At 66.9% G+C, this 26,251-nt stretch carries 23 protein-coding genes and 1 pseudogene; 19 read left to right on the top strand and 5 right to left on the bottom strand.

Features of this window, described 5'->3' with window-relative positions; translation table 11 throughout:
* Nucleotides 1-20: 20 nt before the first annotated feature.
* Nucleotides 21-1,352 carry a hypothetical protein gene (locus tag Aau02nite_RS05770; protein WP_212987260.1) on the bottom strand — a complete coding sequence of 444 codons (1,332 nt, stop codon included), beginning with the start codon at nucleotides 1,350-1,352 and terminating at the stop codon, nucleotides 21-23.
* 404 nt (nucleotides 1,353-1,756) lie between these two features.
* Here Aau02nite_RS05770 and Aau02nite_RS05765 point away from each other — a divergent pair, with 404 nt between their 5' ends.
* The 11 genes from Aau02nite_RS05765 to Aau02nite_RS05715 all read left to right on the top strand — a co-directional run bounded on the left by Aau02nite_RS05765 (nucleotide 1,757) and on the right by Aau02nite_RS05715 (nucleotide 14,790).
* Nucleotides 1,757-2,557, top strand: a complete 801-nt coding sequence (locus Aau02nite_RS05765) for a GOLPH3/VPS74 family protein (protein ID WP_212987259.1) — start codon at nucleotides 1,757-1,759, stop codon at nucleotides 2,555-2,557.
* 68 nt (nucleotides 2,558-2,625) lie between these two features.
* Complete coding sequence (locus Aau02nite_RS05760) at nucleotides 2,626-4,113, top strand: APC family permease (RefSeq protein ID WP_246594934.1); 1,488 nt, start codon at nucleotides 2,626-2,628, stop codon at nucleotides 4,111-4,113.
* Between the two features lie 17 nt (nucleotides 4,114-4,130).
* Entirely contained in the window at nucleotides 4,131-4,742 is a 612-nt protein-coding gene (locus Aau02nite_RS05755) for a GNAT family N-acetyltransferase (protein WP_212987258.1), read from the top strand.
* A gap of 249 nt (nucleotides 4,743-4,991) precedes the next feature.
* Nucleotides 4,992-5,879 carry an SAM-dependent methyltransferase gene (locus Aau02nite_RS05750; RefSeq protein ID WP_212987257.1) on the top strand — a complete coding sequence of 296 codons (888 nt, stop codon included), beginning with the start codon at nucleotides 4,992-4,994 and terminating at the stop codon, nucleotides 5,877-5,879.
* Entirely contained in the window at nucleotides 5,876-6,454 is a 579-nt protein-coding gene (locus tag Aau02nite_RS05745) for a hypothetical protein (protein ID WP_212987256.1), read from the top strand. Before Aau02nite_RS05750 ends, Aau02nite_RS05745 begins: the two co-directional genes overlap by 4 nt.
* Before the next feature lie 375 nt (nucleotides 6,455-6,829).
* Nucleotides 6,830-8,137: a methyltransferase, FxLD system gene (fxlM, locus tag Aau02nite_RS05740; protein ID WP_246594933.1), complete on the top strand. Its 1,308-nt coding sequence runs from the start codon at nucleotides 6,830-6,832 to the stop codon at nucleotides 8,135-8,137.
* 68 nt (nucleotides 8,138-8,205) lie between these two features.
* Nucleotides 8,206-8,391 (top strand): FxLD family lanthipeptide, encoded by a 186-nt coding sequence (locus Aau02nite_RS05735; protein ID WP_246594932.1) that lies wholly within the window; start codon nucleotides 8,206-8,208, stop codon nucleotides 8,389-8,391.
* A gap of 90 nt (nucleotides 8,392-8,481) precedes the next feature.
* Nucleotides 8,482-11,577, top strand: a complete 3,096-nt coding sequence (locus Aau02nite_RS05730; protein WP_212987254.1) for a lantibiotic dehydratase — start codon at nucleotides 8,482-8,484, stop codon at nucleotides 11,575-11,577.
* Nucleotides 11,574-12,737, top strand: coding sequence for a lanthionine synthetase C family protein (locus Aau02nite_RS05725; RefSeq protein ID WP_212987253.1), 1,164 nt, complete (start codon nucleotides 11,574-11,576; stop codon nucleotides 12,735-12,737). The genes Aau02nite_RS05730 and Aau02nite_RS05725 overlap by 4 nt, the downstream gene beginning before the upstream one ends.
* The gene (locus Aau02nite_RS05720; protein WP_212987252.1) at nucleotides 12,719-13,666 is read left to right on the top strand and encodes a thiopeptide-type bacteriocin biosynthesis protein; all 948 of its coding nucleotides are present in this window, start codon (nucleotides 12,719-12,721) and stop codon (nucleotides 13,664-13,666) included. Before Aau02nite_RS05725 ends, Aau02nite_RS05720 begins: the two co-directional genes overlap by 19 nt.
* A gap of 2 nt (nucleotides 13,667-13,668) precedes the next feature.
* Nucleotides 13,669-14,790 carry a hypothetical protein gene (locus Aau02nite_RS05715; protein WP_246594931.1) on the top strand — a complete coding sequence of 374 codons (1,122 nt, stop codon included), beginning with the start codon at nucleotides 13,669-13,671 and terminating at the stop codon, nucleotides 14,788-14,790.
* A gap of 86 nt (nucleotides 14,791-14,876) precedes the next feature.
* Here Aau02nite_RS05715 and Aau02nite_RS05710 read toward each other — a convergent pair whose 3' ends face one another.
* Nucleotides 14,877-16,010: a YaaC family protein gene (locus Aau02nite_RS05710; RefSeq protein WP_212987251.1), complete on the bottom strand. Its 1,134-nt coding sequence runs from the start codon at nucleotides 16,008-16,010 to the stop codon at nucleotides 14,877-14,879.
* Between the two features lie 39 nt (nucleotides 16,011-16,049).
* A complete protein-coding gene (locus tag Aau02nite_RS05705; protein ID WP_212987250.1) occupies nucleotides 16,050-16,247 on the bottom strand; it encodes a hypothetical protein in 198 nt (65 codons plus the stop codon).
* Nucleotides 16,248-16,354: 107 nt separating this feature from the next.
* Between Aau02nite_RS05705 and Aau02nite_RS05700 the strand changes: the two genes are divergently transcribed.
* Complete coding sequence (locus Aau02nite_RS05700) at nucleotides 16,355-16,597, top strand: hypothetical protein (protein WP_212987249.1); 243 nt, start codon at nucleotides 16,355-16,357, stop codon at nucleotides 16,595-16,597.
* Nucleotides 16,598-17,524: 927 nt separating this feature from the next.
* On the opposite strand, the gene Aau02nite_RS05695 is transcribed toward Aau02nite_RS05700, so the two are convergent.
* Nucleotides 17,525-18,007, bottom strand: a complete 483-nt coding sequence (locus Aau02nite_RS05695; protein WP_212987248.1) for a hypothetical protein — start codon at nucleotides 18,005-18,007, stop codon at nucleotides 17,525-17,527.
* 269 nt (nucleotides 18,008-18,276) lie between these two features.
* On the opposite strand from Aau02nite_RS05695, the gene Aau02nite_RS05690 reads away from it, so the two are divergent.
* Nucleotides 18,277-18,474, top strand: coding sequence for a helix-turn-helix transcriptional regulator (locus tag Aau02nite_RS05690; RefSeq protein ID WP_212987247.1), 198 nt, complete (start codon nucleotides 18,277-18,279; stop codon nucleotides 18,472-18,474).
* A gap of 75 nt (nucleotides 18,475-18,549) precedes the next feature.
* Here the strand turns inward: Aau02nite_RS05690 and Aau02nite_RS46230 are convergent, their stop codons facing one another.
* Nucleotides 18,550-19,485, bottom strand: coding sequence for a transposase (locus tag Aau02nite_RS46230; protein WP_246594930.1), 936 nt, complete (start codon nucleotides 19,483-19,485; stop codon nucleotides 18,550-18,552).
* Between the two features lie 583 nt (nucleotides 19,486-20,068).
* Between Aau02nite_RS46230 and Aau02nite_RS05680 the strand changes: the two genes are divergently transcribed.
* The 6 genes and pseudogenes from Aau02nite_RS05680 to Aau02nite_RS47640 form a co-directional block, all read left to right on the top strand.
* Nucleotides 20,069-20,815 (top strand): hypothetical protein, encoded by a 747-nt coding sequence (locus Aau02nite_RS05680; RefSeq protein WP_212987246.1) that lies wholly within the window; start codon nucleotides 20,069-20,071, stop codon nucleotides 20,813-20,815.
* A complete protein-coding gene (locus tag Aau02nite_RS05675; protein WP_212987245.1) occupies nucleotides 20,812-21,654 on the top strand; it encodes a GGDEF domain-containing protein in 843 nt (280 codons plus the stop codon). The genes Aau02nite_RS05680 and Aau02nite_RS05675 overlap by 4 nt, the downstream gene beginning before the upstream one ends.
* 894 nt (nucleotides 21,655-22,548) lie before the next feature.
* The gene (locus Aau02nite_RS05670) at nucleotides 22,549-23,895 is read left to right on the top strand and encodes a DUF4365 domain-containing protein (protein ID WP_212987244.1); all 1,347 of its coding nucleotides are present in this window, start codon (nucleotides 22,549-22,551) and stop codon (nucleotides 23,893-23,895) included.
* A complete protein-coding gene (locus Aau02nite_RS05665; protein WP_212987243.1) occupies nucleotides 23,892-25,322 on the top strand; it encodes an argonaute/piwi family protein in 1,431 nt (476 codons plus the stop codon). Before Aau02nite_RS05670 ends, Aau02nite_RS05665 begins: the two co-directional genes overlap by 4 nt.
* Nucleotides 25,323-25,350: 28 nt before the next feature.
* Nucleotides 25,351-26,079 (top strand): DUF1889 family protein, encoded by a 729-nt coding sequence (locus Aau02nite_RS05660; protein ID WP_212987242.1) that lies wholly within the window; start codon nucleotides 25,351-25,353, stop codon nucleotides 26,077-26,079.
* Between the two features lie 67 nt (nucleotides 26,080-26,146).
* Nucleotides 26,147-26,248, top strand: a pseudogene (locus Aau02nite_RS47640) (IS5 family transposase); the annotation flags it as partial.
* Between the last annotated feature and the right edge of the window lie 3 nt (nucleotides 26,249-26,251).

Raw genomic sequence — 26,251 nt, 5'->3', positions numbered from 1 at the left:
AACCCTTATTTACTAGGGTCTCACAGAAGGACACCGATACTGACGCCGTACGCCCGCGCGTCTCGCTGCAGCCTGATCGGACCGCGTTCGGCAATCTCACCGATGAGGCGGTGAACCGACCGGCGGGAGCGGACCTCCTCTGGTGCATATGACTCGGCGGTGCGCACGGCATCCAGCGCCTTGTCGTATTTGCCCCATTGGGTGAATGCGTGCGCGACGTCGATGACGAATGCGGCCTTACGTTCCGCGAGGACGATCGGTGTCAGATCAACGTGGGAGGCAATGTCGATCGCCTCGCCGGCGTCGCCAAGACAGACGGCTACGGCGACCTGATGCAGCTCAACGTTGGTAGGGCCGAAAGCCGTCCAGTGCGCGTTGCCGTCCTGACCGACAAAGCGCCCCACAGTGGCCGCTTCGTCGAGAAGGTCGTGGGCGAGTTGCCTGTCCTCATCTCGCGCGGCGGCGATGGCGCCGCGCAGTAGCAGAGCGCCGTAAAGCGACAACGAATCGATGGAAGGTGCCCCAGCCGTTCGCTCGAGTTGTTGGGCAGCGGTCACCGCAAGGTGGGCGGCGCGCCCAGGATGACCGCTGGCGAGGAGCGTGTGCACGACAGCGCGGGCGCTGGAGCCGATGGACAGCGGGCTGCCGCTGGCGTGGGCCGCGGTGATACTGCGGTCGGCGGCGACCAGGGCCAAGGCGGCTTCATCGGCCTTGAGGAGCAATCCACTGGCCACTTGATAGGCCTCCGCCGTGACCGTCTGCCATCGCCGCTGAAGCGGTTCCGTCCCCGGCACCACGGTCTGTAGCTCGTTGATCAGGCCGGGTAGCTGCGCGAAGGCGGTCGCGTACCGACCACTCTGATAAGCAGCACGGACCTTGACCACTCGCCCGTTCAGGCTATCGACGTTGGCATGGCTGTCAGTGCCTGCGGCGGAGTCTCTGTTCGGGTAGGCGGTAAGGGTCGCGACTAGGGAAGCCGCTTGCGGGGACGCTGCAGCGACGAACTGCTGCAACAGCGTGCGCCGCTTCACGTCGCCATCCGCCTCCTCGGCTCTGGACCGTCTGGCCCGGCGGTTGATGTAGAAGCCTAGTTCGGCATCCGTGGCGGCTCCCAGAACTTCGCGAAAGGCATCGCGCCGCCGTGCCTGAGGCCAGCGGTGCCTGCCCTGTTCGAGATGGCCGATGTACGTGGCGTCAAGTTCTGATGTGATGTGATACCGGCTCCAGAGGTAGCGGTTTACCGCATCGGCCAGCTCCTGACGCGACATCTCCCGGCCGGACCCTGATGGCGAGCGCAGACGTCGCCGAGCGCGCATCAGCATGTCGTTCGGCACTTCGTCATGCAGCGCCACAGCCCGCCGGACCTCCCCCGGTTCGTTGCTCTCCGACCAATACGCCGGCACGACGTACCGCCGCGGCCGTGCGTGAGGCCAGGATGGCAGCGACGGAATCACCAGACAAGTCTGCCTCACCCATATTGCGGCAAGCTTCTGTACTGGACTTGCCCGGTCCGCCAACGACACACAGGCGCGAGCTTCGCCTTCTCCACAGCCGGGACGCCTTAAAAACGCCGATCAAAACACCGACTAATGCCACCTGCCTGCAGTCCTGTCGTTCTGTGATTGTTGACGGCAAGCGACCGGCGATACCGGCTTGACCAGCTCGTCCTTAGCTCCACTGTAAACCGTAATACCTGAGCCGGGCATCTCATCAATCCACAACGTCGACAAGGTATATGCGCGGAAGGGACATTGTCATGCCGTCAGCGGAGCCGACACGGCTCACCGATGACCTGTGGCTTGCGGCGCATGACGGCGTCAAGGGCTCTTGCCTGATCGGTAGTCGGCCGTTAGGGGTTGGGCTGGCGGCCGGGCTGCTGGCCGAGCTGGTGCATGGTCGATTCCTGGAGTTGCGTGAGGGCGAGCTCTTCCGCAGTACGGGTGAGCTGCCGGAGGATCCGGCCTTGCGTCCGGTGTTGGTCAAGATCGAGGCTGAAGAGCGGACCTGGCTGCCTTCAGCGCCGCCGGCTTCGGTGCGAACGACGGCGCGAGCGCACGAGGAGTGGGGGCCACGAGCATCGGAGCGGGGCTGGCCGCCGCCGGTCACAGAAGAAAACCGGCACCGTTTGCGCGGCCATCAGCTCAGCGTGTGGATGGCGTACCTGGCCTACGAACAGCGGGCGGAGACGAGGGTCCTCGACCGACTGTCTCGCATTGGCCTGGTCCGGCGTGAAGAGCACCGCCGGCTGTTCCGCGGCACCACGGCACGGTACGTGCCGTGTGATTCCTTCGCCTCCGGTACGCCGGCTAACACGATCACCAACGCCGTGCAGACCGGACGAACCTTGCCCTGGCCGAAGGTGTTCCTCGCTGGGCTGTTCCTGGCCACCGGCCTACACCACCACGCGCTGGCGACCCTGTCGCCGTACGAACGGTCCTTGCTTACCCAGCAGATCCAGGCAGGTCTGAGCGACGCGGGCAAGCCGGGCATCAAGGCGATGCTCCGTGAGCTGCTGCGCGCGGCCGACGCCGCTGTCGGTGAAGCCGCCATGCGCTGACTCCCATCATCACCGCAATTCTCACGGCACCACCCCAGCTGTCATCCCCTTTGCAGGAGGAACCCCCGGTGTCCGCACCTCCCTCTGTCGTCCAGACCAGCGTGTCGCACGCCCTCGCGCGTAACCGGCTTGGCCCGTTCGCGATCGGCTCGGCCATTGCCTCGAGCGTGGCTCCGCTGACGGTGATCACCCTGGTCGTCCCGCTCGCGTTGGCGGCGACCGGCCTGCTCGGTTTCCCGATCGCGATCCTCGCCGTGGCCGGACTTCTGATGATCTACGCCGTCGGGTATCTGGCGATGGCCCGGCACATCCCGAACGCTGGCGCGTTCTACGCCTACGTCGCCCACGGCCTGGGTCGCCCTTTCGGTGTCGGCACCTCCTGGTTCGCCCTGGCGACGTACAACAGTTTCCAGTTGTGCTGCTACGGCGCGTTCAGCGCGGCGATCGGCGCGCCGCTGCTCAGCGACTGGCTTGGCTTCGATGTGCACTGGTTCATTCCCGCCGTCTTGGCGTGGGCGCTGGTGGCGATTCTCGGAGCCAACGAGGTCAAAGTGGCCGGCTACATGCTGGTGGTCCTGGTCGTGGCCGAAACGGCCCTCGTCGCGCTGTACAGCCTGGCGATCATGCTCGCTCCAGGGTTCACATTTTCCGGCGCGGCCATCAACGTCACGGACCTGTCCGGCTCCGCTCTCGGCGTGCTGATTGTGCTGGGAGCCACCTCGTTCGCCGGGATCGAACAATCGGTGGTCTACATCGAGGAAAGCAAAGACCCCAAACGCACCATCCCGGTCGCGACGTACGTGACCATCGCCGTCATCGGCGCCGCCTACGCGCTGGCGTCCTGGGTGCAGATTTCTGCCGCCGGCCCACAGCCGGTCGACCGGGCGAGCGCTGAGGGCGCGGATCTGTTCTTCAACCAGGCCGCGGTCATGCTCGGACAAGGTTCGATCACCCTGGGGAAGATTCTGCTCGGCACAGGGACGTTCGCGGCGATGTTGGCCTTCCACAACGCCATCACCCGCTACACCTTCGCCCTGGGCCGTGAAGGTGTCCTACCCCGGGTGCTCGGCCGGACCACGATCAAGGGCGCACCCCGCAACGCGTCCCTGGCCCAGACCGGCCTCGCCCTGGTCGTGCTGATCGTCTTCGCCGTGGCCGGCTGGGACCCCCTGGTCCAGTTGTTCTACTGGGGCTCGACCACCGGCGGGCTCGGTGTGCTGCTGCTCTACACGTTGACCAGCATCGCCGTGATCGCGTTCTTCGCCCGGGAAAGACACGGCGAAAGCCTGTGGCAGCGCCGCATCGCGCCGCTGCTCGCCACGGTCGTCCTGCTAGTCGTGGCCTATCTGGCGGTCGACAACCTCGCCGGGCTCTTCGGCGTCACCCCCGGCACCGGGCCCGCTCGCATCGTGCCCCTCGCCCTGGTGGCGATCTTCGCCGCCGGTACCGCCTGGGGGCTGATCCTCCAACGCACGCGACCGGAGGTCTACGAGGGCATCGGTCGCGGCGCCCGCAGCGCCACCGCATCGACCTCCGGCCTTTCTGCCATCCTCTGACCCGAAAGGGCGCACCCATGACCAGCACCGACACCACCCCGACGCTGCGCCTCGCCGGACCCGATGACATCGGCACCGTGGCCGACATCGTCGCCGACGCGTTCGACCACCTGAAGGTCATCCACTACCTCGTCCCCGACCCCGGCCGTCGCCGGACGGTCGCCCGAGACTGGTACCGGCTGTACATCACTCACGCCATCGGCGGGGCGGGGCAGGTCGTCGTGACCAACGACGCCACCGCCGCCGCCGTCTGGTTCGACCGCACTCGTGAGGTCAGAGAGCCCGAGGGCTACGACAAGCATCTGGCGGAGCTCGCCGGTGATCATCTGCCCCGGTTCCAGCACCTCGACTTGCAGATGGAAGCCCACCACCCGAGCGATCCGCACTGGCACCTGTTGTTCCTCGCTGTGCGCCCTGATCGGTGGAGCCAAGGACTCGGTGGGCGGCTGATGGATCACACCCATGCCCGGCTCGACGCCGACGGCATCCCGGCCTATCTGGAAGCGACCGGGCTGCAAAACCGGGCGCTGTACCGCCGGCACGGCTACCGGGACATGAGCCCGTCCACCATCGCGGTCACCGACGACACGGTGCTGTACCGCATGTGGCGACCCGCCCGAAACGGATAGCACACGGTCTCATCCAGCCGGCCCAGGACGACGACCGACCAGAAGGACAGGAGCCCGCTCCTCATCGCGGGCGGGTTTCCGGCATGAGGCGTGACGGCGTCGAACCGACACACGCCCCGCGATAGCCGATCGTCGCCCCGCGTTTACAAGTACGTCCACTTCATGGTCGCCGTTTTCCTCAGCCAGAACGTACTAGCGCCATCGCCTCCCCCAGCACAGCACACTTGAGAGCCAAGGACTCCGATCACCATGGCCCATCCCGCATCCGGCCCGCCCAACCCCGCTGGCTCCACTGCCGAGCACCAACGGGAGGTGGAGCACCACGTCGCGTGTGTCGGTGGTGATCCGCTCGACTTTTCCCGCCCGTCGCCAGCGCGCCGCTACGACGAGCTGCAAGGCGGCAAGGACAACCTCGCGGCCGACCGCCAGTCCGCGGCGCGGCTTCAGGAGGCATTGCCGAGCATCCGCCTGGCCGCGGCGGAGCTACGCCGGTGCCTGGAGCGTCAGGTCGCCTACCTCGCCCAGCGCGGGGTCCGGCAGTTCCTCGACATCGGATGTGGGCTTCCGCACGAGCCCAACGTCCACGAGATCGTCCAGAGCATCGACCCCAGCTGTCGCATCGTCTACGTCGACTCCGACGAGCTGGTCGGCGCTCACGCCCGCGCCCTGCTGGTCGGCGACCCGCAAGGCGTCACCGAGTTCGTGGCCGGTGACCTGACCGACATCGACCCCGTCTTGGAGGACAAGACCACCCGAGACGTCCTCGACTTCGACCAGCCGATTGCGGTCCTGCTCCTGGCTGTCTTGCATTTCGTCGTCGACGACCGGCAGGCTTACGCCGCGGTCAACCGCATCAAGACTGTGCTGGCGCCCGGTTCGTACGTCGCGCTGACCCATGTCACCTTCGACCCGCTGGAACCGGACACCGCCGCGCGCCTGGCCGCCATGGCGGCCAGCATGGAGCACGGACCGTTCAAGGCCCGCACCCGTAGCGACGTCGCCGCCTTCCTCGACGGACTCGCCCTCATCGAGCCGGGCCTGGTATCAACCGTCGACTGGCATCCCGACCGCGACCCGCAACCCCAGGCCACCGCCGAGCTGGCGGTCGCCTACGCCGCGATCGGTCGACTTCCGTGATCGCCACCCTGCGCACCGCCGACACCGACGACATCACCACCGCCGCCGCTCTGCTCTACCGGGCGATCCTCGCCAGCCCCACCGGCCGGCTGCTCGGCAGCGCCACGACCGGACGCGGAGCCACGTTCGCGGACCTGCTCACCACCAGCGTGTATTTCGGCCGTGTGGATCTCGCCGTCAGCGGCGAGCGGATCGACGGAGTCGCCTGCTGGATCGACCACCCCCACAGCCCCGTCCCACCCGTAACGAGAACCCGGCGCACCGGCGTCGACGACCTGCTGAACCGCCTGCACACCATCGATCTGGTCGTGGCCGTTCCCGCCAGGCACCCGCACCAGCATCTGGCGTGCCTCGGCGCCCGGCCCGGCCACCACGCCCGCGCCGTCACCGACTTGCTCCTGCACCGCCAACGCCTGCTCAACAACCGCCAAGGCCGCACCCTCTACACCGAAGTCCACGACCAGCCGCTGCGCTCATGGCTGCTGCGCAGCGGCTACCAGGACCACGGCGTGTCGTTGGGCACCGACGCCGAGCCGGAATCCTTTCTGCTGTCTTCCGCCGGTACCCCGCCGTGACCAGCCGTTGGCCGCCACGGACGTTCAGGACGCTTCCTGGCTTACAGCGCCTGTCTACCCGCCATTCGAAAGGGTCTGCTCGAGGTATGACTCTGCCCGCCAGAGACCACACGACCTCACGACGCCGGTGGCTGCCCCTGCTCGACGGTGCCACGCCTGTCCTGGCCCTGACTGCTGCGATGGGGTGGCCTCGCACCACCGCCACCTGTTCACGGTGAAGAGTTCGTTGTCCGCCGGCCCCGTGGAGGTGGAGCGCCGTACTGCACCGTGGCCAAGGCACGGGTGGGCCAGGCTTCGCGTTAACGACGGCGCGGTTCACCGGCCGCCAGCGGTGCCGTGACTGTTGTCAAGTCCGTTGTTCACAACATGCCAGTGATGAGGGGAAAGGCCATGACTGACTCAACCGCTGAGTCCGATAGCGCCATCCAGCCACGGAAGCGGGTGACCGCTGAACACGTCGGCACGTCGAACGCTGACCATGCGGGTGAGCTGCGTACTGCGCTCGTGGAGACGCTCCGCGCTGATCGGAAGATCACCAGTCCAGCCGTTGAGGCGGCGTTTCGGGCGGTGGCCCGCGAGCGCTTCATGCCGGACGAGGTCGCACTCGACGTCGCGTATGGCGTGGACCGCTCGGTGGTGACCAAGCGCGATGAGCATGGGGTGGCGATCTCGTCGGTGTCGGCTGCATACATCCAGGCGCGGATGCTGGAGCAAGCCGAACTGCAACCGGGCATGACGGTGCTGGAGATCGGCAGTGGTGGGCTCAACGCCGCCTACATCGCCGAGATTGTCGGCGAGAAGGGCCACGTGGTCAGCGTGGACATCGACCCCGAGGTCACCGAACGCGCCACGCGACTGCTCGACGCGAACGGCTACGCCGGCAGGGTCACCGTCACCGCCGTCGACGCAGCGCACGGCGTACCCGACGAAGGCCCGTTCGACGCCATCATCGTCACGGTAGGGGCATGGGACATCGAACCCTCCTGGCTGAACGACCTGGCCGACGATGGTGTGCTCGTCCTGCCGCTGATCATGAACGGTGTCACCCGCACAATCGGCTTCCGCCGCGACGGTGATCACCTAGTCAGCACGTCGACCGAGGTCGCCGGGTTCGTGCCGATGCAGGGTGCCGGGCAGCACGCCGAGCGGGTGTTCCTGCTGCCCGACCCGAACGGCAACAACGTCAAGCTCCGGTTCGACTCCGATGTCCCAGCTGACCTGGGCAACCTCGACGGCGTGCTCGCCACGGAACGGACCGACGTGTGGTCCGGGGCGACGATCAAACATCAGACGTCGTTCGCGGACCTTCATCTGTGGTTCGCCTGGTACCTACCGGGCTTCTGCCTCCTGGCGGTTGACGACGGCACCGACCTGGCCGCCGAGCGCGGCTCCTGGTTCCCGTTCGGCGTCGTCCGAGGGTCGGCGTTCGCGTATCTGGCGGTGCGTCCCGCCCTCGGCGGGGCCGGCGTCGAGTTCGGCGCCCGGGCCTACGGCCGCGACGGCGAGCTGGCCGCTGCGGCGTTGGTGGAGCAGATCCAAGCATGGGACCGCGACGGTCGCCACGCTGAACCCTCGTTCGCGTACTGGCCCACCGGCAGCGACCACTCCTCGATTTCCGCCGACGCCACCGTCATGACCAAGACGCACGGCGCCATCACGATCTCCTGGCCCGCCCACGGCTGAGCAGCGCGCGCAACGCCGCACGGACCAGGTGTCCACACCCCTTCCCCACCGTTAGGAGAGTGATGTCGATGGCTCCGCCGACTGCGGTCCTCGACGCCCCCGTCGAGGCTGTCACCGAGGACGACTTCGAGCTGGACATGCGGGTGGTAGAGGTCACGACGCCGCTGGTGATCATGATGTGCAGCACCAGCGACGGCTGCGGCAACACGTGCGGCACCAGTGCGTGCAGCACGTCCTCGTACGACCCGCGCTAACCCGGCAAACCGACCTCCCACTGCCGGAGCCCGCACGACGGTGCGGGCTCCGGCGCCCCCCCCCAACCCCTCATTGCATGGAGGTTCGGCATGGCGATCCTTGACCGCCGGTATCGGCCGGGCGGCCCGGTGCTGGTCCGGGCCAGCACCGCCCCTGGCACCTTCGCGCCGCCGGACTTGTCCAGCCCCGGGCGTGGGCTGGCCTGGCTGTTCACGATCTGGTCGCCCGAGACCCGCGACGCCATCTCGATGGCCAGCCCTGATCTCGTCGCCCGCGTGGAGCAGCTCCTCGACGGTGATCGGCCACTGACGATGAAAGTGGTCCGTGGTGCGGTCTTGTCGACCGCGTCCTATCTGATGCGCTGGCAGCGGCGGGCTACCCCGTTCGGCCTGTTCGCCGGGGTGAGCACCACGACAGTTGGTCCCACCGCAGCGAGGTTCGGCGACGAGCACCGGGCCGTCGCCCGCGTCGACGCGGATTGGCTCGCCCAAGTGGTCGACCGTCTGGAGGCCCATCACGGTCTGCGCCAGATGCTGATGGTCGTCGCCGACAGCGGCGGCTTCGTGCGCGACGGTCGCTTCATCGTCGCCGGCCGCGCCGACCCCGGGCAGCGCACTCCCGGGCCGGTCCAGGAGACGTCCACCCGCTACACCCGCGCCGTCCGGACGATCCTCGCGGTCGCCAGCTGCCCGGAACGCTTCGACCGTCTGACCGAGCTGATCTGGGCTCAGTTTCCCCACGGCAAACGGGTCACGATCGAGTCGATGCTGCACGCTCTGATCGACGGCCATGTCCTGATCACGAATCTGCGTCCTCCGCTGACGGCCGCGGACGGGCTGGCCCATCTCCTTGCCGTGCTGGGCGCCGTAGACCTCGGGCGGCTGTCCGACGTCGCGGCGCTCGCCGACCAGCTCAGCGCGGTCCAGACTAAGCTCATCGGCCACAACGAATTCGCTGACCCGCGGCAGCAGGCGGCGATCCGCGCTGAGGTAGCGGCGCGGATGAGTGTGATCGTTCCGACGGACAAGCCGCCGCTGGCTGTGGACGTCCGGCTCGATGCTGAGGTCAGCATTCCCCAAGCCGTACTCGACGAGGCCGTCCGCGCCGCCGGCCTTCTGGTGCGGCTGTCCACCCAGCCGTTCGGATCAGCCTCATGGCTGGACTATCACGCCCGGTTCCGCGCCCGGTACGGTCCGGGCGCGCTGGTCCCGGTCCGCGATCTCGTGGCGGACTCCGGGCTCGGCTACCCGTCCGGTTACCTCGGCGCGCCCCGGGCGCGGCCGGCGTGGCGAGTCCTCACCGAACGCGACGCGCGCCTGCTGGCCCTCATCCAGCAGGCGATGCTGGACGGCGCCGCTGAGATCGTTCTGTCGGACACCGACGTCGAGGCTCTGACGGTGGGCGACTCCACGGCGGCCGTCTGGCCGTCGCGGATCGAGCTGGGCGTCACCGTGCACGCGGCCTCGCCCGAGGCTGTCGACCGCGGCGACTTCGAGCTGCACATCGCGGGGGCACCCCGAGCCCATACCAGCATGGCGGGACGCTTCGCGTACCTGCTCGACCCCGCCGACCGCGAACGCCTCGCCCACTCCTTTGCGCCGCCCGCCGAGGAGGGAGACGTTGTCGCGGTGCAGCTGTCGTTTCCTTCCCGGCGTGTGCACAACGAGAACGTTGTTCGGGTCGGCCGGCTGATCTCCTCGGTGGTGTCGTTGTCGGAGCACCCGGACGGCGACGTGATCAGCGTCGATGACCTCGCCGTCACCGCCGACGCCGACCAGCTCTACCTGGTTTGCGTCTCGACCGGCCAGCGGGTCATCGCGCACATCCCGCACGCGTTGGACACCACCGTGCAGACCCCGCCACTGGCGAGGTTCATCGCCGAGGTCGCCGACGCCCGTAGTGCCGTATTCGGTCCGCTGGATCTCGGCGCCCCGGCCCGGACGCTGCCCTACACGCCCCGCATCCGCTACCGGCGCACCGTCCTGGCCCCGGCCCGCTGGCTGCTGACAGCCGACGACCTCACCAACGCCCCCCATCCGGCTGACGCCACGGCAGCTCACGACGGTGACCAGCGGTGGGACGAGGCTCTCGGCCGGTGGCGGCAGCGGTGGCGGATACCGGCCCGCGTGATCGCCTGCCATGACGAGCTCCGGTTGCCCGTCGACCTCGACCAACCCCTCGACCGTGCGCTGCTCAGGACCCGGCTGGCCCGCACCGACCGGCTTGAACTGCGCGAAGACGGCCCCACCGACGCAAACGGCTGGCTCGGCCGACCCGCCGAGCTGCTCATCCCGATGACCCTGACCCACCCAGCGGCACGGCCGCTACCGGCAACCACCCCGCCGGGTCAGACGCACCGCCCCGGCGGGTCCGCCGTCGTGCACGCCCGACTGATCGGCAACCCCGCCCGCTTCGACGACCTCATCGCCCATCACATCCCAGATCTCGGTGCCAGCCTGGCCGGGCTCGGGGTGCAGCGGTGGTGGGTGAGCCGCCACCGCGACATGATCCGCGTCGACGCCGACCAGCACGTATCCGTGATGTTCCGGCTCGACGCGCCGACCGCGTACGGCCCGGTCGCCGCCCGGCTCGCCGAGTTCGCCGCCGACCTGTATGCACGAGGGCTGCCCGCCGAGCTGGTGTTCACCGCGTACCACGAACAGCCCGCCCGCTACGGCGACGGACCGGCGCTCGAGATGGCCGAGGATGTTTTCGCCGCCGACACCACCGCGGCCATCAACCAAGTCCGCCTCGCCACGCACACCGGCATCGCCGGACAGGTACTCGCCGCCGCGTCCATGGTCCAGCTCGCCGCCGGACTGGCCACCGACCCCCTGTCCGGGTACGAAGCGCTGCTGACCTGCCTCCACCAGCGCACCGACCCGGCCGACCGCGCCCTCAGCGACCTGGCCCGCGCCCTCGCTGACCCGACCAGCGAGTACGCCCGCCTGCGGGAGCTGCCCGGCGGCGACACCGTCGCCCACGCCTGGCTCGCCCGGAACACCGCCTTACGCGCCTACCACGCCAGCCTCCGACCGAACCGCGACCCGATGGACGTGCTGCCCACCTTGCTGCACGACCACCACGTCCGCGCGGTCGGCGTGGACCCGGAGTTCGAGCGCAAGACCGGCCACCTGGCCCGAGCGGCGGCGATGCGGCGCCTCGCCCTGGCCGGTACACGATGACCGCCGCCGGCGCGGTGACCCTCACCCGCGACGAGGCTGCTGCGCAATCACTGGCCTTCGGGACTGCCGGTCACGCCCTGCTGGCGATCGAACAGGCATTCAACGGCGCCGACACCTGGGCCACCGCGCAACGCCTGATCAAGCAGGCCACGGCCGGACGAGTCGACGCGGGCACGCACACCGGCCTCTACTACGGTGCGCCCGCCATCGCCTTCCTGCTCCACACCACCACGGCCGATGGGTGCGAGCGCTTCCCGGCCGCCCGGCAAGCTCTCGACGTGCATGTCCGGCGACTCACCCGGCGACGCCTCACCGCAGCCGGCGAACGCCTTCGACAGGATCGTGCCGCCACCTTCGCCGAATATGACCTGTTCACCGGGTTGATCGGCGTCGGCGTCCTGCTCATGCGTTGCGCACCCGGCAGCGACGAGCTGGGCGATGTGCTGCGCTACGTGGTCCGCATGGTCCAACCCCGCTACCACGACGGGGTGCACGTACCGGGCTGGTGGGTCGACCACGACCCCGACCCGCTTCTCCCGACCCCGGGCGGGCACGCCAACCTGGGCATGGCGCACGGCGCGGCCGGGCTGCTCGCGTTCCTCGCCCACGCCGCCCGCCACGGCCACACCGTCGAGGGACAGAACGAGGCGATCGGCTGGCTCTGCGCCTTCTTCGACCAATGGCGACAGGATTCCGCGTCCGGCGTGTGGTGGCCGCAATGGATCACCCGTGACCAGTTGCGCACCGGCCGCCCTACCCACGACGGCCCCGGTCGGCCGTCGTGGTGCTACGGCGCTGCGGGCATCGCCCGAGCCCAGCAACTCGCCGCCATCGCCACCGGCGACCGCACCCGCAAGACCACGGCCGAACTCACCCTCGCCGCGTGCCTCACCCGGCCACAGCTCGGCATGCTCACCGACACCGGCATCTGCCACGGATTCGCCGGGCTCTACCAGACCGCCTACCGCGCCGCCGCCGACACCACCAACCACGTCATCGCGGAGCAGCTCCCCGCCCTCGCCGCGCTGATCACCGATGCCGAACACGGCGGGGACACCGGATTCCTGACCGGGAACACCGGCGTCGCCCTCACCACGCAAACCATCCGCACCGGCCAGCCGCCGCAATCGAGGTGGGATGCATGCTTGCTGATCGCCTGACTCTGCCCTCCGGCCAGCTCGCCGCCCGCGTGGAGGCGGTCCTCGCTGGCACGGCGGTCGAACGCTCCGCTGTTAATGGTGTGGACCTCACCGACGCGGTGGAGACCTACCGCGCCGCCGGACGGGCCGCCCTGCAACTCCGCCACGAGCGGGCCTGGTTCCAGGCACGGATCACACCAACAGACTGGCCGAGCATGGAAGCGACCTTCGCCGAACGTGTCGCACCACGCCTGAACCAGCTCGATGCCGGACACGCCGCCTGGTGGTTCCTGCGCAAACACCCGGACTGGCGGCTGCGCGTACGAACGGACCATCATCATGCGGTCGCCGCTGCGCTCGACGACCTCGTTGCGGCCTGCACAATCGACGGCTGGCGGCCGAGCATCTACGAGCCGGAAACCGCTGCCTTCGGCGGCGAAAACGCGATGACTGTCGTGCATGAGCTGTTCTGCGCCGACAGCCGAGGCGTCCTCACCTACGCCGTCCAGCAGACGCCGAAGCTGGGCCGCCGCGAACTGTCACTCCTTCTCATCCGCGCATTGCAGCAACACGCCGGGCTGGACTGGTTCGAGGCCGGGGACGTCTTCGACCGAGTAGCCCAGATGCGACCCATCCCCGCCGAGACCGACACCGAGCGCGTCCTCACGCTCGCGACGCAGATGCGGCCACTGCTCGCCGTCGAAGTTCGGCCCGACATGCCGCTGTTCGCCCCAACCGGGCCGGTCGCATTTGCCGCGCCCTGGCTGTCCGCATTCATCCACGCCGGCCGCCACCTCGGGGACGCCGCCACCACCGGCAGCCTCGATCGCGGTCTGCGCAGCATTCTGGCCCAGGTTGTGATCTTCCACTGGAACAGGCTCGGCCTGTCCGCCCACGCCCAAGGCGCCCTCGCACACGCCGCGAAGGCCGCCGTCCTGCCCCGGAGCTAACCATGCTGCCATCCGCGCCCCTCGCCGCCGTCGTCCGCCGCTTCCCCCTGCTCGGCCGTCCCCGCCCCGCATGCCCCGCGCTGACCTTGCGCTTCAGAGAGATTGAACACGCCGTCGAGACCGCCAGAGACAAGGCCGAGGACGGCATGGCCGACGCGGCGCACGCGCTGAACAAGGCCGCACTGATCGCCAGCGACAGCGGCATGGCCGACCTTGCCCGGCACCTGTGCTGGCAGCACATCGACGCACACCGCCGCCTACCGCGACCACTGACCGTCCTCGAAGGCCGATACCTGCTCGAACCGGTACTGAACCTGGCCCGCCTCGACCTGCGCGCAAACGACGGCAACACCGCCATGCACCTCCTGAAAGCGATGTTCCACGCCGTCATCCGAGGCACCGACCTCGTTGTCAGCGCCCAGACGTTGCCCACCGCCAACCTCGTCGGCGCGACCAGCGAACACCGAGAACTCCGCGAATGGACCTGGCTCCAACTCATCGGCGAGGGCGTGCGCGCTCTCGGCCTGGCCGGCCGTTGGGCGGAGGCCGCAGAGCATGCGCGGCGCTATAAGGGCATCGGGATTCACCTGATGGAAGGTCGCCAAGCCGCGATCATCGCGCACTGCGTGGCGGGGAAGCTTGCCGAAGGTCGGGCATCGCTTGCCCAGAGTGACCCCACACAGCCCTGGGAACAGGAGGTTGCCGCATGCCTCCAAATCATGTGCACCGACCCGACCGACGCCCTGATGTCGCCGTACCTCACCGCCGCCGTCGCGAGGTACTCCGCGCGTAAGCCCATGGCCGGCTACGCCTCGTACCACGCCAGACTCGGGCTCACCATCGCCACCCTCGCCCACACCATCAGCCCTGACGTGGCGCCGGAGCTGCTCAACCGCGCCGCCGAGGACGCGATTGACTCCGCAGACGGGTACGCCGCACGTGACGTGCTCAGCTTCCGTGAATCCATCGAGGGCATCACCGACGACCAACGCAGCAACCTCAGCCGCCTCGCCGCGGAGTCCGGTCTTGGCGTCGGGAAGCTGCCACAATCGAGCCTGCTGCGGCTGACCACCGCAGCCACCGATGCGGCGGCCGTGCTGAAGTCCGCGTTGTCCCTCCGGTAGGGCTGGACATGGCCGAACCTAGAAGCAACAGAAGCTCCAAGCCGTGCCGTTCGGCGAGCCTATGGATAACTCCTTCAAGCGGGCCGCTAGCTACGCAAGGCGGCGAGCACCCGCACGGGTACTCGATCGGCCGCTACGTCCAGGACCTGCTGCAACGGCACCGCCAATCGCGATGAATCCACGTTGATTGCCTGAGCCCACGCCGCTGGGTGGTACCGGGCCAGGCTCGACAGTCCGAGCAGCAACGCCCACCACAGCATCAGCGGCGACGGTGACAGGCCTCCTCCAACCGCCGGCGAGGCATAGCCGCGGAAATTCGGCCTCGGCCAAACCGGCAAGGTGGTGTCAACCTCGACCACCGAGAACATCAGAGCACGCAGATTCCACAGCGTCGACTCGGGGATGTCCTCCGGCGCATCTGTCACGACAGCGATCCGGTCCGGTTCGTTCTCGCCGGACGTCAGCGCCACCACGTCCCCAGCCCCAGCCCTCACATAGTCCTCGGTCAGCCCGCACGCTCCGCGCAGGGTCGGATACCGCTCGAGTACCTGAGCAAGCTCCCCGCCGGTCATCAAGGGCAGGTTGAGATGCGCCCAAACCATGCCGTGGGTTTTCTCCATTGGTTCGCCGAGTGTGGGGATCGGCGGGTGCTGTCCTGACGTGTTGCCGCCCATCGGCGCGTCCAACACGGTCGGCCAGCGGCCGAACCCCTCGGGGATCGGCACATGGGTGAGGTCGGGGTTCGCGGCCCACAACGCACCAAGCTCAGCGGGCCCGGCCAGCTGCGCGGATTCGGTCGCTTCTGCAACAACCTGGAATGCCTGCCTCGTCGGGCGGCCAACAGGAGTGATGACTTCGTCGCAGTGCGGGCAGGTCTTCGCGGGTCGTGGCGGCGCGGGAGGGGACACCTTGCCGTACAGCGTGCGATCCAGGTCGGTGCTCTCGCGCTCGGGAAGCCTGTGCGCCACGTCGAAGTGAAGACCGTGCCCCTTGACCGTGTACTTAACTCCCTGGTGGCGGGCGGCAACGATGGCGCGGCTAGCCTGGCTCAGCGAGTAGAACAACGGCAGAGGGCTGGCGGCGTAGCCGACCGCCGCTGCGGCCGTGGCGAGTTCTTCGGCCTGACCGAGGGCCGCCTGAAATAGTGCCTGCCGCCCCTTGTCGTTTACGGCGAACCCTGTCGGCGCTGCCCGTAAGGCGCGGATGTCCTGCCAAGTCATCGCCCAGTCTTACCGCATGGAGAAGGTGGGCGCCTGCAGTTATGCCGCAGCGTCTGTGAGGTCAGCCATGTCTACGCCGGCTTCGCCGAGGATCCGCTGGACGGCGGCGATGCTGAGCCAGTCGATGATGTTGTCGTCGTGGATGACCCGGTACCACTGGGTCCGCCCGCGTTTGACGATCTCGACGCGCCAGCCACCATCAGGTGTCTGCATCGCGTGCTGGACCTTGGGCTCCACGCCTTGACGCTACGACGGGACGATCAAGGGCGCTACCTGCGGAAACGAATGACATCGGTGTAATTCGCCGACTTGGTTCAATCGAACGTCAGTTCTAACCTACGGGTGTGGCTGCACGCGTCGAGCACTGGTTCAACAGGCGATACGGCCTCAACCGGCGCGACGTGTTCCTGATCCGCACCAAGACCGGCTGGCAGGTCCTCGGCCGAGCCGGCGGTGCTGACGGCCGCGAGGTGACGCACTACTTCGACCACGAGGCCGACGCTCGCCGGATGCTGCAGCGGATGCTCGCCGCGGTCCCATCCGAGCTGTCGGACTGGGCAAAGATGACCCAGATCCGCCGACGCTAGAAGCTTGATCCAAAGTCGTCGATCTTGGTGGAGTGATCTCTACGGCAACACCGAGAAGGAGGTCAACAACATGACGACGACCCTTAGTGCCGCGACGACGCTGGTATAGGGCAGGTGGATGCTGCACGCCGTACGATCGCGTGCCGTCAGGGCCGCTCGATGCGTTGCGCTCGTCAGCGAAGACGAAAACCTGCACTGATCGCAACTAGGGGCGGGATCGCCGCTTCGCCAGCTTGGCTGGCCAGATGGACGTGCCCGAGGAAAGAGAACCTTGCCGGCCATGCAGTTTCTCCTCCTTGATCAAGCAGCACGAGGCGCCCACCGGCCTCAACCGGTGGGCGCCTCGTTGGGTTATCGCTTCGAGTGTAGGAAGCGGTGGATCTTCACCATGCCCATGGTCATGCCGCCACTGGCGACCATTCCTGCGGCGATGGAGAGCGGCAAGGTGAGGCCGCCAGCCAAGGAGAGCAGGGTCAAGGCCGTGCCGGCCCAAAGGCCAAGGGCGAGTGATGCGGCGAGCCAAAGAACTCGTAGGTACATGTTCTGCACGCGCAGCGCCTCCGCGGTCGATTGAGTGAGCCTGAACTGACTCGCTCGGGACCTTTGGCGCCACCGGGTGCGTTGGAATACAGGATCCGATGCCAGACTTGTGATGCAAGTCACGGGCAAGTCGGCTCCCAGGGAGCCCTTCGCCGCCCGTGCGGCGCAAGCTGGCGGCGGCTGGTCCCGTCACCAGCGACACCTGTGGGCGGCGCTACGTCCGCCGATCTAGACACGCCCTCGCCATAGTCAAGCGCGTCGCCGGGAAGGTCGACGACCGCTTCCCTGTCACCGTCCGGGCGCTCTCACTCCGGCATGCCGAGCCGAAGCAGTAGCCGCACCGCGGCGTAGACAGTCCACGGCTGCCCCAGTTCGTACACTCGCCTTCTATTGGCTGGCGACAAGGGCGATGATCCCCGTGCCCGCCTGGATGATGGCGAAGATCAACGCCCACACCGCGATCCGGGCTTCCCGGGTCATCTTGGTTCCTGGCGTCTGCGGCTGCGGAGCTGCGGGGAAGCTGGCGGGAGCGGTTGCCACCCGTGGCATCGGCATGGGAGCGAAGGACGGTGGAACGATGTGGAGGCGGTTGCACCAACGGTCGAGCCATGAGGCTGCCCCGAGGTGGCGGAGCCATGCCCACGGCTTCTTCCACTTGTGCAGCTCTTCGCAGCCAAGGATGACTCTTGCGTCTTCGGTGCACGGTTTCTGTGTTGACTCGTCCACTACGAGGCACTTCGCTTTGACCTTGAACCCCACCCAGTAGCACAGCCACGCCGTAAGGAAGGCCAACAGGAGAAGGCTGTAGCCGATGTTGTCCCACACGGTGTACTCATGCACAGGCGACGGTTCTACGGCCAGGAGACGCACGAGCACCGATGTTACTTGACGTAGTCAATACGTCCCAGCTGGTGATCATGGGTGCTTGCTCGTACGGACGGTCTTGTACTGGAGCTAGTAGGCGCGTTCCCAGGTGTCGAACAACAGCGGCGGTGTGGAGGGTCAGGGTCTGGGCCTCCCAACTCCGACCCGGCGGGGCCGGAACCACGACCGGTAGATGAGGGCAGCGCACCAAGCAGTACGGCCGGAAGCACGCTCCTCTAGTTGCAAAGCCAGTTGACGCATGACTACTGTAGAGCATGATTACAACCGAGATCCGACTCGTCGGCGCCCATGAGATCCGCGTCCGTCTGGGTGGAGTCAGCCGGCAACGCGTCTACCAGATCACCAGTCGCGCCGACTTCCCTCGGCCCGTAGCCCACCTCTCTCAGGGCAAGGTCTGGAGAACTGACGAAGTCGACCACTGGATCCGCGAGCACCGCCCGGAGCCGAACTGAAGGCGCTGCATGACGCACTTGCCGGCAACAGCAACAGCGCAACGTCCCGACGCATTGTCATGGCACCCCTCTATGTCAAGAGGCGGCGAGGGAGGGTGTTCTAGGCTGGTGCTCGGCGGGTCCGGGAAGTGACTTTTCCGAAGTGTCGATCGTGGGGTTCAGGTCGGCCGCGCTGGATTGCAGAGTCGCCCCCGCTTGTCCTCCCGGGCCCGTCCCTACCGTTTTGGCGTCGGCGACCATGCGCTTGTAGACGATGTCGGACAGGCGTCGTTTCAGGGCGCGCAGCGCTTCCATCGGTGTCTTGCCGGCGGCGATTTTGCGCCGGTAGTAGGCGCGGCCTTCGGTGTCGCGGCGGAGCTGAACGATGGCCATGATGTGCAGAGCCCGGTTGATGCGCCGGTTGCCCGCCCGCGAAAGCCGGTGCCGGTTCTGATCGCCCGACGAGGCGTCGATGGGTGCGGTACCGCTCCAGGACGCGAAGTGCGCTCGGCTGGCGAAGCGGTTGATGTCACCGATGTCGCCGAGCAGCCGGGCGGCGCCGGACGGGCCGATGCCGGTGAGGTCCTGCAGCCGGCTGCCGGTGGTGTCGACCAGCTCGGTCAGCTCAGCGTTGGCGATCTTGATCTTCTTGTCGATGACAACAAGTTCGTGGATCAGCTCTGATGCCAGCCAGCGACGGGTTCTGCCGACGACGTCACGCGGGCGGACGGTCTTGAGCAGGGCGCGGGCCTGGGTCGCGGACAGGAACTTCTTCGCCCCGCCCGGCATTAACTCAAGCAGCAGGTGATGCAGGCGGCTGACCACTTCGGTGCGGGTCCGGCCGAGCTGATCGCGGCGGTCGACCAGCAGCCGCAGCGCCACCGTGGTGTCGTCGACGACAACCTGGCGCAGGCCGGTAGTGCGCAGAGCGACCACGGCGACGCTGCGGGCATCGACCGGGTCGCTCTTGCGGCCCTGACCGGTGGCGAACACCCTCGCCCGGGCAGACAGCTTCGCGGGCACGTCCAGCATGGTCTCACCGTCGGCGACCAGGCGCTGAGCGACGTGCCGGCCGACCCGGAGCAGCCCTCGACGGCCCAGACGCGGTCGGTGTGCTTACGGCCGGCGGCGAGCATGGCCTTGTAGCCGTCGCGGTCGGTGCCGAACCGGCCCTGCCCGACAGCTGTTCCCGGTCGTTGATGACCTCGATGGTCGCGGAACGCTTGTGAGGGTCCACGCCGATGATGACCTGAGCCATCGGGACTCCTTTTCCTCGCTGCGACAGATGATGTCGGCGAGGAGGGCATCGCTACTTTGAGCTGGGCATACCCCTCTGGAGCCTCTCCGCGCCGCGGTGACCGGCAGGGCGCACGCCAGATGAGAGCCACACCAACGGGTGGGCAGCCGAAATGAGAGCGACTCCGCCGGTCACCTCGACCATGCCTGGCCGGGCGCGGTCGTGCCACCAGTCAACAAGTAGCCGAGATGAGCGAACTCAAACCATTCAGCATAGGCGCCGGAGGGACTGCCGCATGCGCGAATTGCAAATTCGCGCCCTATCTACTTGAAGGGCTTATACTGGCTAGTGCATCTACGCCCAGAGAGGGAGGCGTCCGTGCAGCTAGACGGGGTCGAGGTAGTTCTGGAGGACGATACGGGATATCGTGCTACAGAGGCTGACCTCAAGTTCTTAGGCATCCCTGACGCATCTTTTTCGGCATTCTGGAATCAAGATTACCCGTTAGGCTGCGGTCCAGTTGGCTGGAAACACTTCGTTGAGTCTTTGAGGCATGCTCTCGCCAGCGACGGCATCACGGACGCTGACGTCCAACTCCAGGGCAGCGCCGCCAGATTCTTCTCTGGTGCGCACAAGGAAATGCTGTTCGAAATTGATGAAGTTGCCGCTCTATTTATGCGTCTCCAAGGGCGCCTGCCAACTGAATTTGAAATTGAACGAATAATGCAAGATTTGGCGCTGGTTTGGCCAAGTTCAAGTCGCAGGCCGCGGCGTCGACCCTTCGACTCCCTATATCGATTAGGCGTCGATCGAAGCCCTTCAGATCTTGATGTGCAGGTGTCCAGTGGGCAGATCGCCAGAAGATCAGGCGAGTACCTGCAAAGTAGAGGGCTTCCCGATAGTAAATTGCTGCGCACCCACGAGACGTACGCATTCATTCGCAAGAAATTCATCGCGGCGGTCTGCCCCAATCTTACAAGTTGGGCAATTGAGCAAACCGAAGCCCTCCAGCGCCCGGTCACTCTGGCAGTATTCGATGAGGCTGGACCGCCTCGCATGGAGGGACTACAGTCGAGTTACCACAAGTCGAGCGACTGGACAATCAGACTTGAGGTCGGGCAATGAACTCAACTGATGGATCCGCGTCGCCTACTGTACGCTGGAGTCACAAGCTAGGTCCGGCTCTGAACGGGGATGGAGCCGAATTCCTCGAAAGTCAGGTGGGAATTTCCTTTCCGTGGCTCTTCAGGCCACACGAGTGGATTGTCGGCTTCAAAATTTTGCCAGCATCTGAGGGCGAAATCGCGCAGCTGCGAGTAACTCGCCTCGAGGACGAACCTGGCCTCACATTTGAGGCTGTGACTACGCGCCCCGACTATGACCCCGTGCTGATAGGTGAGCTGGAACGGGCGGTAGTCACTGCGATAGCAACCTTGACTCCTACGTCAGGAGACACTGCACGCCTGCGTCTAGCAGCGGAACGTGATGCGCTTACCGGAATCCTCAGCAGATACGGTTTTGAAATCCAAGCAGAACGAATAATGCTGACGGCCAGCGAGCTAAGGTCTCCACCCTTGTGGGTGTATGTTCTCGATCTAGATGACTTTAAAGCCATCAACGACGAGAGAGGGCATTGGGTCGGTGATCGGGTGTTGAAGGCTGTAGCAAGGCGGCTGGAAGCACAAATTCCGCCGGATGGTGCAGTCGCAAGGCGCGGAGGTGACGAGTTCGTTGCCGCGCTAACTATCGATGCCAGCGGGGGAGAATCTCTCCTTAACAGATTTAGGGACGCCGTCGAGCAACCGATTGAGATTGATGGCGACCAGATAGCGATTGGAATTTCTGTGGGTACAGCGTCCGCTAGTGCGGGAGCTAAAAGTATCGACGAGCTTGTTCGCGAGGCGGATGCGGCAATGTACCGTGTGAAGCGCGCCAAAAAGACCAGCCTATATGTAGGCGTCTGAGTCGATGCCGTATCTGGAGTCGTGTACGCAGGCAACGTGTTGGTCTGGGACCACGAGGCTGGCCGTTGACGGCCGGTCTTATGATCACACCGGAACAACGGCGAAAGCCGCTATACGTACAGCGCGAGCAGCGCACTCTTCTGCCGCAGATAAAGCGCGGCACCGACTGACACTCGCCCGTCTGTTCGCATGAGGGGCCTGCAGGTGGCCGGCCCGAGCCGTCACAGGCGCATGCTACGGAGAGTGGCGGCGATGAGCGGTGTTCTCACGACCGTGCCGGTGTGGCCCGGAAACGAACCGCCCTGAGGGTCACCGATGGCCCCTGAACAGGGAGAACGCGGTTCTTATTCTGCCATGTATGGTCCACATAGTTGGCAGTGCGAAGGCGCGAACCGCACGTCGCAGAGTCGTCTTGACCAGCGCGTCTTGGTTCGTGCGGTGCTCCTTCCATCATTCATGTCATCTCCGCCGATTCCGTGGTGGCTTCGCGGTCGGCAGGGTGTGCGGGTGCCGTTGCCCGCATCCTGTACGGCCGCGCGCACGTCGACACCGACGGCCTAGCCTCGCGGATCATGTACGCACCGCTGTCGGGCGCGCCACCTTAGTGCCGCGCCCGACCACGATGCGTTTCGACGGCGCAGCTTGGTGGACCGAGTCACTTGGGTAAGGAAAGAGGACTGCGCTGGGACCGTGGCTCCGAGCGACACATCCCGCTGGCCGGTTTGCCTCTTCGCGATGATCTTGGTGGCGAGGCGCCCGGGTACTGACGGGAGCATTCTTGTCATACCCCCGCCGTAGAGTGGTTGCTGGGCTCGACGGCACCCGTGCCGTGCCTCGCGCCTAAGCCCCGGAGACGGGGCCCAGCGCCATGCTCGGCACGCGGAGGGCGACCTGGTGAAGAAGATCGACAAGAGCGCCCACACGGGGGACGGGGCGATCGCGCTGATCCACCAGCGCGTCTACGAGATGGGGTTCGTCTGGCACGAGCGCAAGACCGACGCCGGGATCGACGGCGAGATCGAGCTGCGCAACGCGGTCACTGGTGAGGTCGCCAACCGGGCCCTGTTAGTACAGAGCAAGGGCAAGGGCGAGCGGCGCTTCCCCGGAGAGAACGACGACGGCTTCCACTTCCTGTGCAGCGCCGCCGACGTCACCTATTGGATGAGCGCGCCCGTGCCGGTCCTGCTCGTCTGCTCGCACCCCGAGACCGGGGAGGCTTGGTGGATGTACGTCCAGGGCTGGTTCGCCGACCCCGAGCACCTCGCCACCGGGCGCATCGACTTCGACAAGAACACCCAGAAGTTCGACCGCTCGGCCGCTCAGCGGTTGCTCGCGCTCGCGGACCCTCACGGCGACGCCCACGTCCCGGTCGCCGAGGACCGGCCCGAGACGCTCACCAGCAACCTGCTCCCGGTCGCCATCCCGGCCACCCTGTACCACGCCAGCATCAACACCCAGGACCCGCGCGAGGTCCTGAGCCGCCAGCGCACTGAGCACGCGAGTCTTCCTTTCGCCGAGGACTTCATCCTGCGTGGCGGCCAGCTCTACAGCTGGCGCCATCCAGAACGCTCGGCCCTCGGCAAACTCATCACCGGGCCGGTGAAGCAGATGCCGGTCGCCCAATGGGCCGACTCCGGCGATGAGACCCGGCAGCGCTGGCTGGTGCAGCTGCTCAACAACGCGCTGCGCTCTGACGTCAGCGCGGACTGCGCTTGGCATGGCGGCAGGAAGATCATCTTCTGGCGGCCGACCCGGGACTTCAGCGCCCGCAGCATCCGCAGCGCGAGCGGACGCACGCGCCAGGTCTTCACCCCGAAGTACAAAAAAAACAACCCCACTCAGGTCAGCTACTACCTGCACGCCGCCCTGGAGTGGCAATTCCTCGACATCGACGGCGCCTGGTACTGCGCGCTCGTGCCGACCTACCACTACACCCGCGACGGCCACCGCACCTCGCTCTTGCTGTCGGAGTACCTCGCCGGGATCAAGCGCCTCGACCGTAACCCGGCGGTCTACCACCAGACCCGCATGTGGGCGTACTACCTGCACGGCCACGACGAGGCCCTCGCCTTCCGCGACAATATTCTGACCTACGGCACCCTGGAGACCTTCGACGCCGGCAAGGGCATCGACGACAAGGCGTGGCGGGCCGACTCACGCAAGCCCGCCGACGACGCCGACCCCGAGCCCCTCACCGAGGTTCGCGAGGACGGGCTCGCCCTGTTCGAGGTGCCGCGATGAATCTGACCATCCTCGACGAACCAAACCTGGAGTTCGGCGCGGGCGCCCGGCATGTCGACCCCCGCCACGGCATCACCGACTACGGGCCCGCCGACGCAACCAACACCGCCGTGCGTACGATCCGGGCCGGCATCATCGGCACCCCGGCTGCCACCCAGGGGCTACGCCGCTGGCTTGACAAGTGCATCAACCCGATCGAGGCCAAGGACAGCCGCCTCGGGCACCTGTTCGTCCCGTTCCCCGGCTTCGCCGCCGACGCCGGCTTCCGATCCAGCTTCGACTGGGATCCGCGTCTGCAACGCACCATTCGCGACCGCGACCTGCGACAGCTGGAAGGGCTCAAGGCCCAGGACGCCGTCACCGCAGCCGTCGACCTCTACCTCGCCGAACTCGCCATCCTCGACGAGGAGCCCGGCTGCGACGTCGTCCTCATCGCCCGGCCCGACGAACTTGCCGAACGGCCCACCCGCGAGGTCGACCCGGACGCGCCGTGGAAGAAGGCGCGGCCGCCCGAACCCGCCGACGACTTCCGCGCCCTGCTCAAAGCCCGCGCCATGCGCTATCACGTCCCGATCCAGATCATCCGCCGCACCACCTGGGACCCCACCTTCAAGCCGGCCAGCAGCGAGAAACCTCGCGTGCAGGACGAAGCCACCCGGGCCTGGAACCTGCACACCGCGCTCTACTACAAAGCCGGCGGCGTGCCCTGGCGCCTTCCCCGCGAGGCCAGCGACCTGACCAGCTGCTACGTCGGCATCACCTTCTACCGCAGCGGCGACAACACCACCCTGGAGACCAGCGTCGCCCAAGTCTTCAACCAACGCGGCGACGGCGTCATCGTCCGCGGCGCCCCGGCCAAAGTCTCCCGACACGACCTGCAGCCCCACCTCGACCGCGTCGACGCCCAGAACCTGCTTACCGATGCCCTCGCCCGCTACCGCAGCGAGCACCGCACGCTGCCCGCCCGAGTCGTGCTGCACAAGACGTCGTCCTACACCCCCGCCGAGATCACCGGATTCCGCAACGCCACCGACGCCTCCGGCATCGATTTGATCGAACTGCTCTGGCTGCCTGCCAGCGACCCCGTACGCCTCTACCGCCACGGCGACAACCCGCCGCTGCGCGGCACCATGCTCAGCCTCGACGAGACCCGACACGTGCTCTACACACGCGGCAGCATCGCCTTCTACCACGCCTACCCCGGCATGTACGTCCCCAGGCCACTGCCGTTCCGCCTGGTCGACGCCGAGTCGAGCCCCGAAGAGCTCGCCGACGAGCTGCTGGCTCTGACCAAGATGAACTGGAACCAGACCCAGCTCGACGGCCGGCTGCCCATTACCCTGCGCACCGCCGACCGCGTCGGCGAGATCCTTCGCCACCTCGAACCCGGCGACCGCCCCCAAGGCCGCTACGCCTTCTACATGTAGCCGTACAATCATCAGGAGCAGGAACACCATGTTCGAACGCAACGGGGACTATCCGACCGCCGTCGCCAGCTACGACGACGAAGGCGTTGACGCCGCCATCACCTGGTGCCGCAATCACCTTCAGGCCGGCGACACGCTCACCGTCTGGACCAGCCTGAAATCTAACCTGCGCAACTGCCGCGAGCTGGAACAACTCGTCAACCGAAACAGCAACGTCGAGCACACCACCGGACGCGCCGGCGGTCCGCAGGTGCGTGGGCGCGGCCCGGTGCTGATGGCGTGGGCGGACATGGACGACATCGGCGAACTCGTGCGCTTCTCCGGCCCCCGCATTCGGGCGCTGTGCGTCATCACCTACAACGAAGACAACCTCAACCCCTGGGTTGCGGCGGCCAAGCCGGTCATCCTCGGCGATGGCACGGCCTGGGAGAACCCGGAGCCTGAGCTCGAACCCGTGCTCCTCGAAGCGCTGGAGGGCATGACGAAGAGCATCAACCACAACAACACCATCGCGGCGCGCGGCTATGAGAAGAACACCGTGGTGAGCATTCTGCTCGCGTTGCACGATGCCGGCATCCCGATGGACGGCGAGGCAATGCAAGGCTGGGCCCTCACTCACGGATGGTCCGGCAAGAACCCGCAGCACCTGCGCGACTACGTCACCGCCATCAACAACGGCAAACGCCCCCGCGCCGACCGCATGTTGCGCTCCGACTACATCGACCGCCTGCGCGAGAAGGTAGCCGCGGGCGATTAGCCAGTATGTCTAGTTAGACGGGCGTAGCGCGGTCCACCAGGACGGCTATAACCGGCCCCACCGCTGCCCGGAAACCTCCGCCACCATGGTTTGCATTGCGATGATCGACAACCTCACCCGACGAGCGGCTGACGAAACCACCTCAACCTGGCGACACCTACCGCCATAACGA

Source organism: Actinoplanes auranticolor (genome assembly GCF_018332655.1).
Lineage (GTDB): Bacteria > Actinomycetota > Actinomycetes > Mycobacteriales > Micromonosporaceae > Actinoplanes > Actinoplanes auranticolor.
This window is presented reverse-complemented; position numbering and strand designations above follow the sequence as displayed.

Bases quoted from the DNA above. Each gene is read 5' to 3' on its own strand.
- Aau02nite_RS05765 (WP_212987259.1), top strand. From the start codon at position 1,757: ATGCCGTCAGCGGAGCCGACACGGCTCACCGATGACCTGTGGCTTGCG.
- Aau02nite_RS05755 (WP_212987258.1), top strand. From the start codon at position 4,131: ATGACCAGCACCGACACCACCCCGACGCTGCGCCTCGCCGGACCCGAT.
- Aau02nite_RS05750 (WP_212987257.1), top strand. From the start codon at position 4,992: ATGGCCCATCCCGCATCCGGCCCGCCCAACCCCGCTGGCTCCACTGCC.
- fxlM (WP_246594933.1), top strand. From the start codon at position 6,830: ATGAGGGGAAAGGCCATGACTGACTCAACCGCTGAGTCCGATAGCGCC.
- Aau02nite_RS05735 (WP_246594932.1), top strand. From the start codon at position 8,206: ATGGCTCCGCCGACTGCGGTCCTCGACGCCCCCGTCGAGGCTGTCACC.
- Aau02nite_RS05730 (WP_212987254.1), top strand. From the start codon at position 8,482: ATGGCGATCCTTGACCGCCGGTATCGGCCGGGCGGCCCGGTGCTGGTC.
- Aau02nite_RS05725 (WP_212987253.1), top strand. From the start codon at position 11,574: ATGACCGCCGCCGGCGCGGTGACCCTCACCCGCGACGAGGCTGCTGCG.
- Aau02nite_RS05720 (WP_212987252.1), top strand. From the start codon at position 12,719: ATGCTTGCTGATCGCCTGACTCTGCCCTCCGGCCAGCTCGCCGCCCGC.
- Aau02nite_RS05715 (WP_246594931.1), top strand. From the start codon at position 13,669: ATGCTGCCATCCGCGCCCCTCGCCGCCGTCGTCCGCCGCTTCCCCCTG.
- Aau02nite_RS05710 (WP_212987251.1), bottom strand. From the start codon at position 16,010: ATGACTTGGCAGGACATCCGCGCCTTACGGGCAGCGCCGACAGGGTTC.
- Aau02nite_RS05690 (WP_212987247.1), top strand. From the start codon at position 18,277: ATGATTACAACCGAGATCCGACTCGTCGGCGCCCATGAGATCCGCGTC.
- Aau02nite_RS46230 (WP_246594930.1), bottom strand. From the start codon at position 19,485: ATGCTGGACGTGCCCGCGAAGCTGTCTGCCCGGGCGAGGGTGTTCGCC.
- Aau02nite_RS05675 (WP_212987245.1), top strand. From the start codon at position 20,812: ATGAACTCAACTGATGGATCCGCGTCGCCTACTGTACGCTGGAGTCAC.
- Aau02nite_RS05665 (WP_212987243.1), top strand. From the start codon at position 23,892: ATGAATCTGACCATCCTCGACGAACCAAACCTGGAGTTCGGCGCGGGC.
- Aau02nite_RS05660 (WP_212987242.1), top strand. From the start codon at position 25,351: ATGTTCGAACGCAACGGGGACTATCCGACCGCCGTCGCCAGCTACGAC.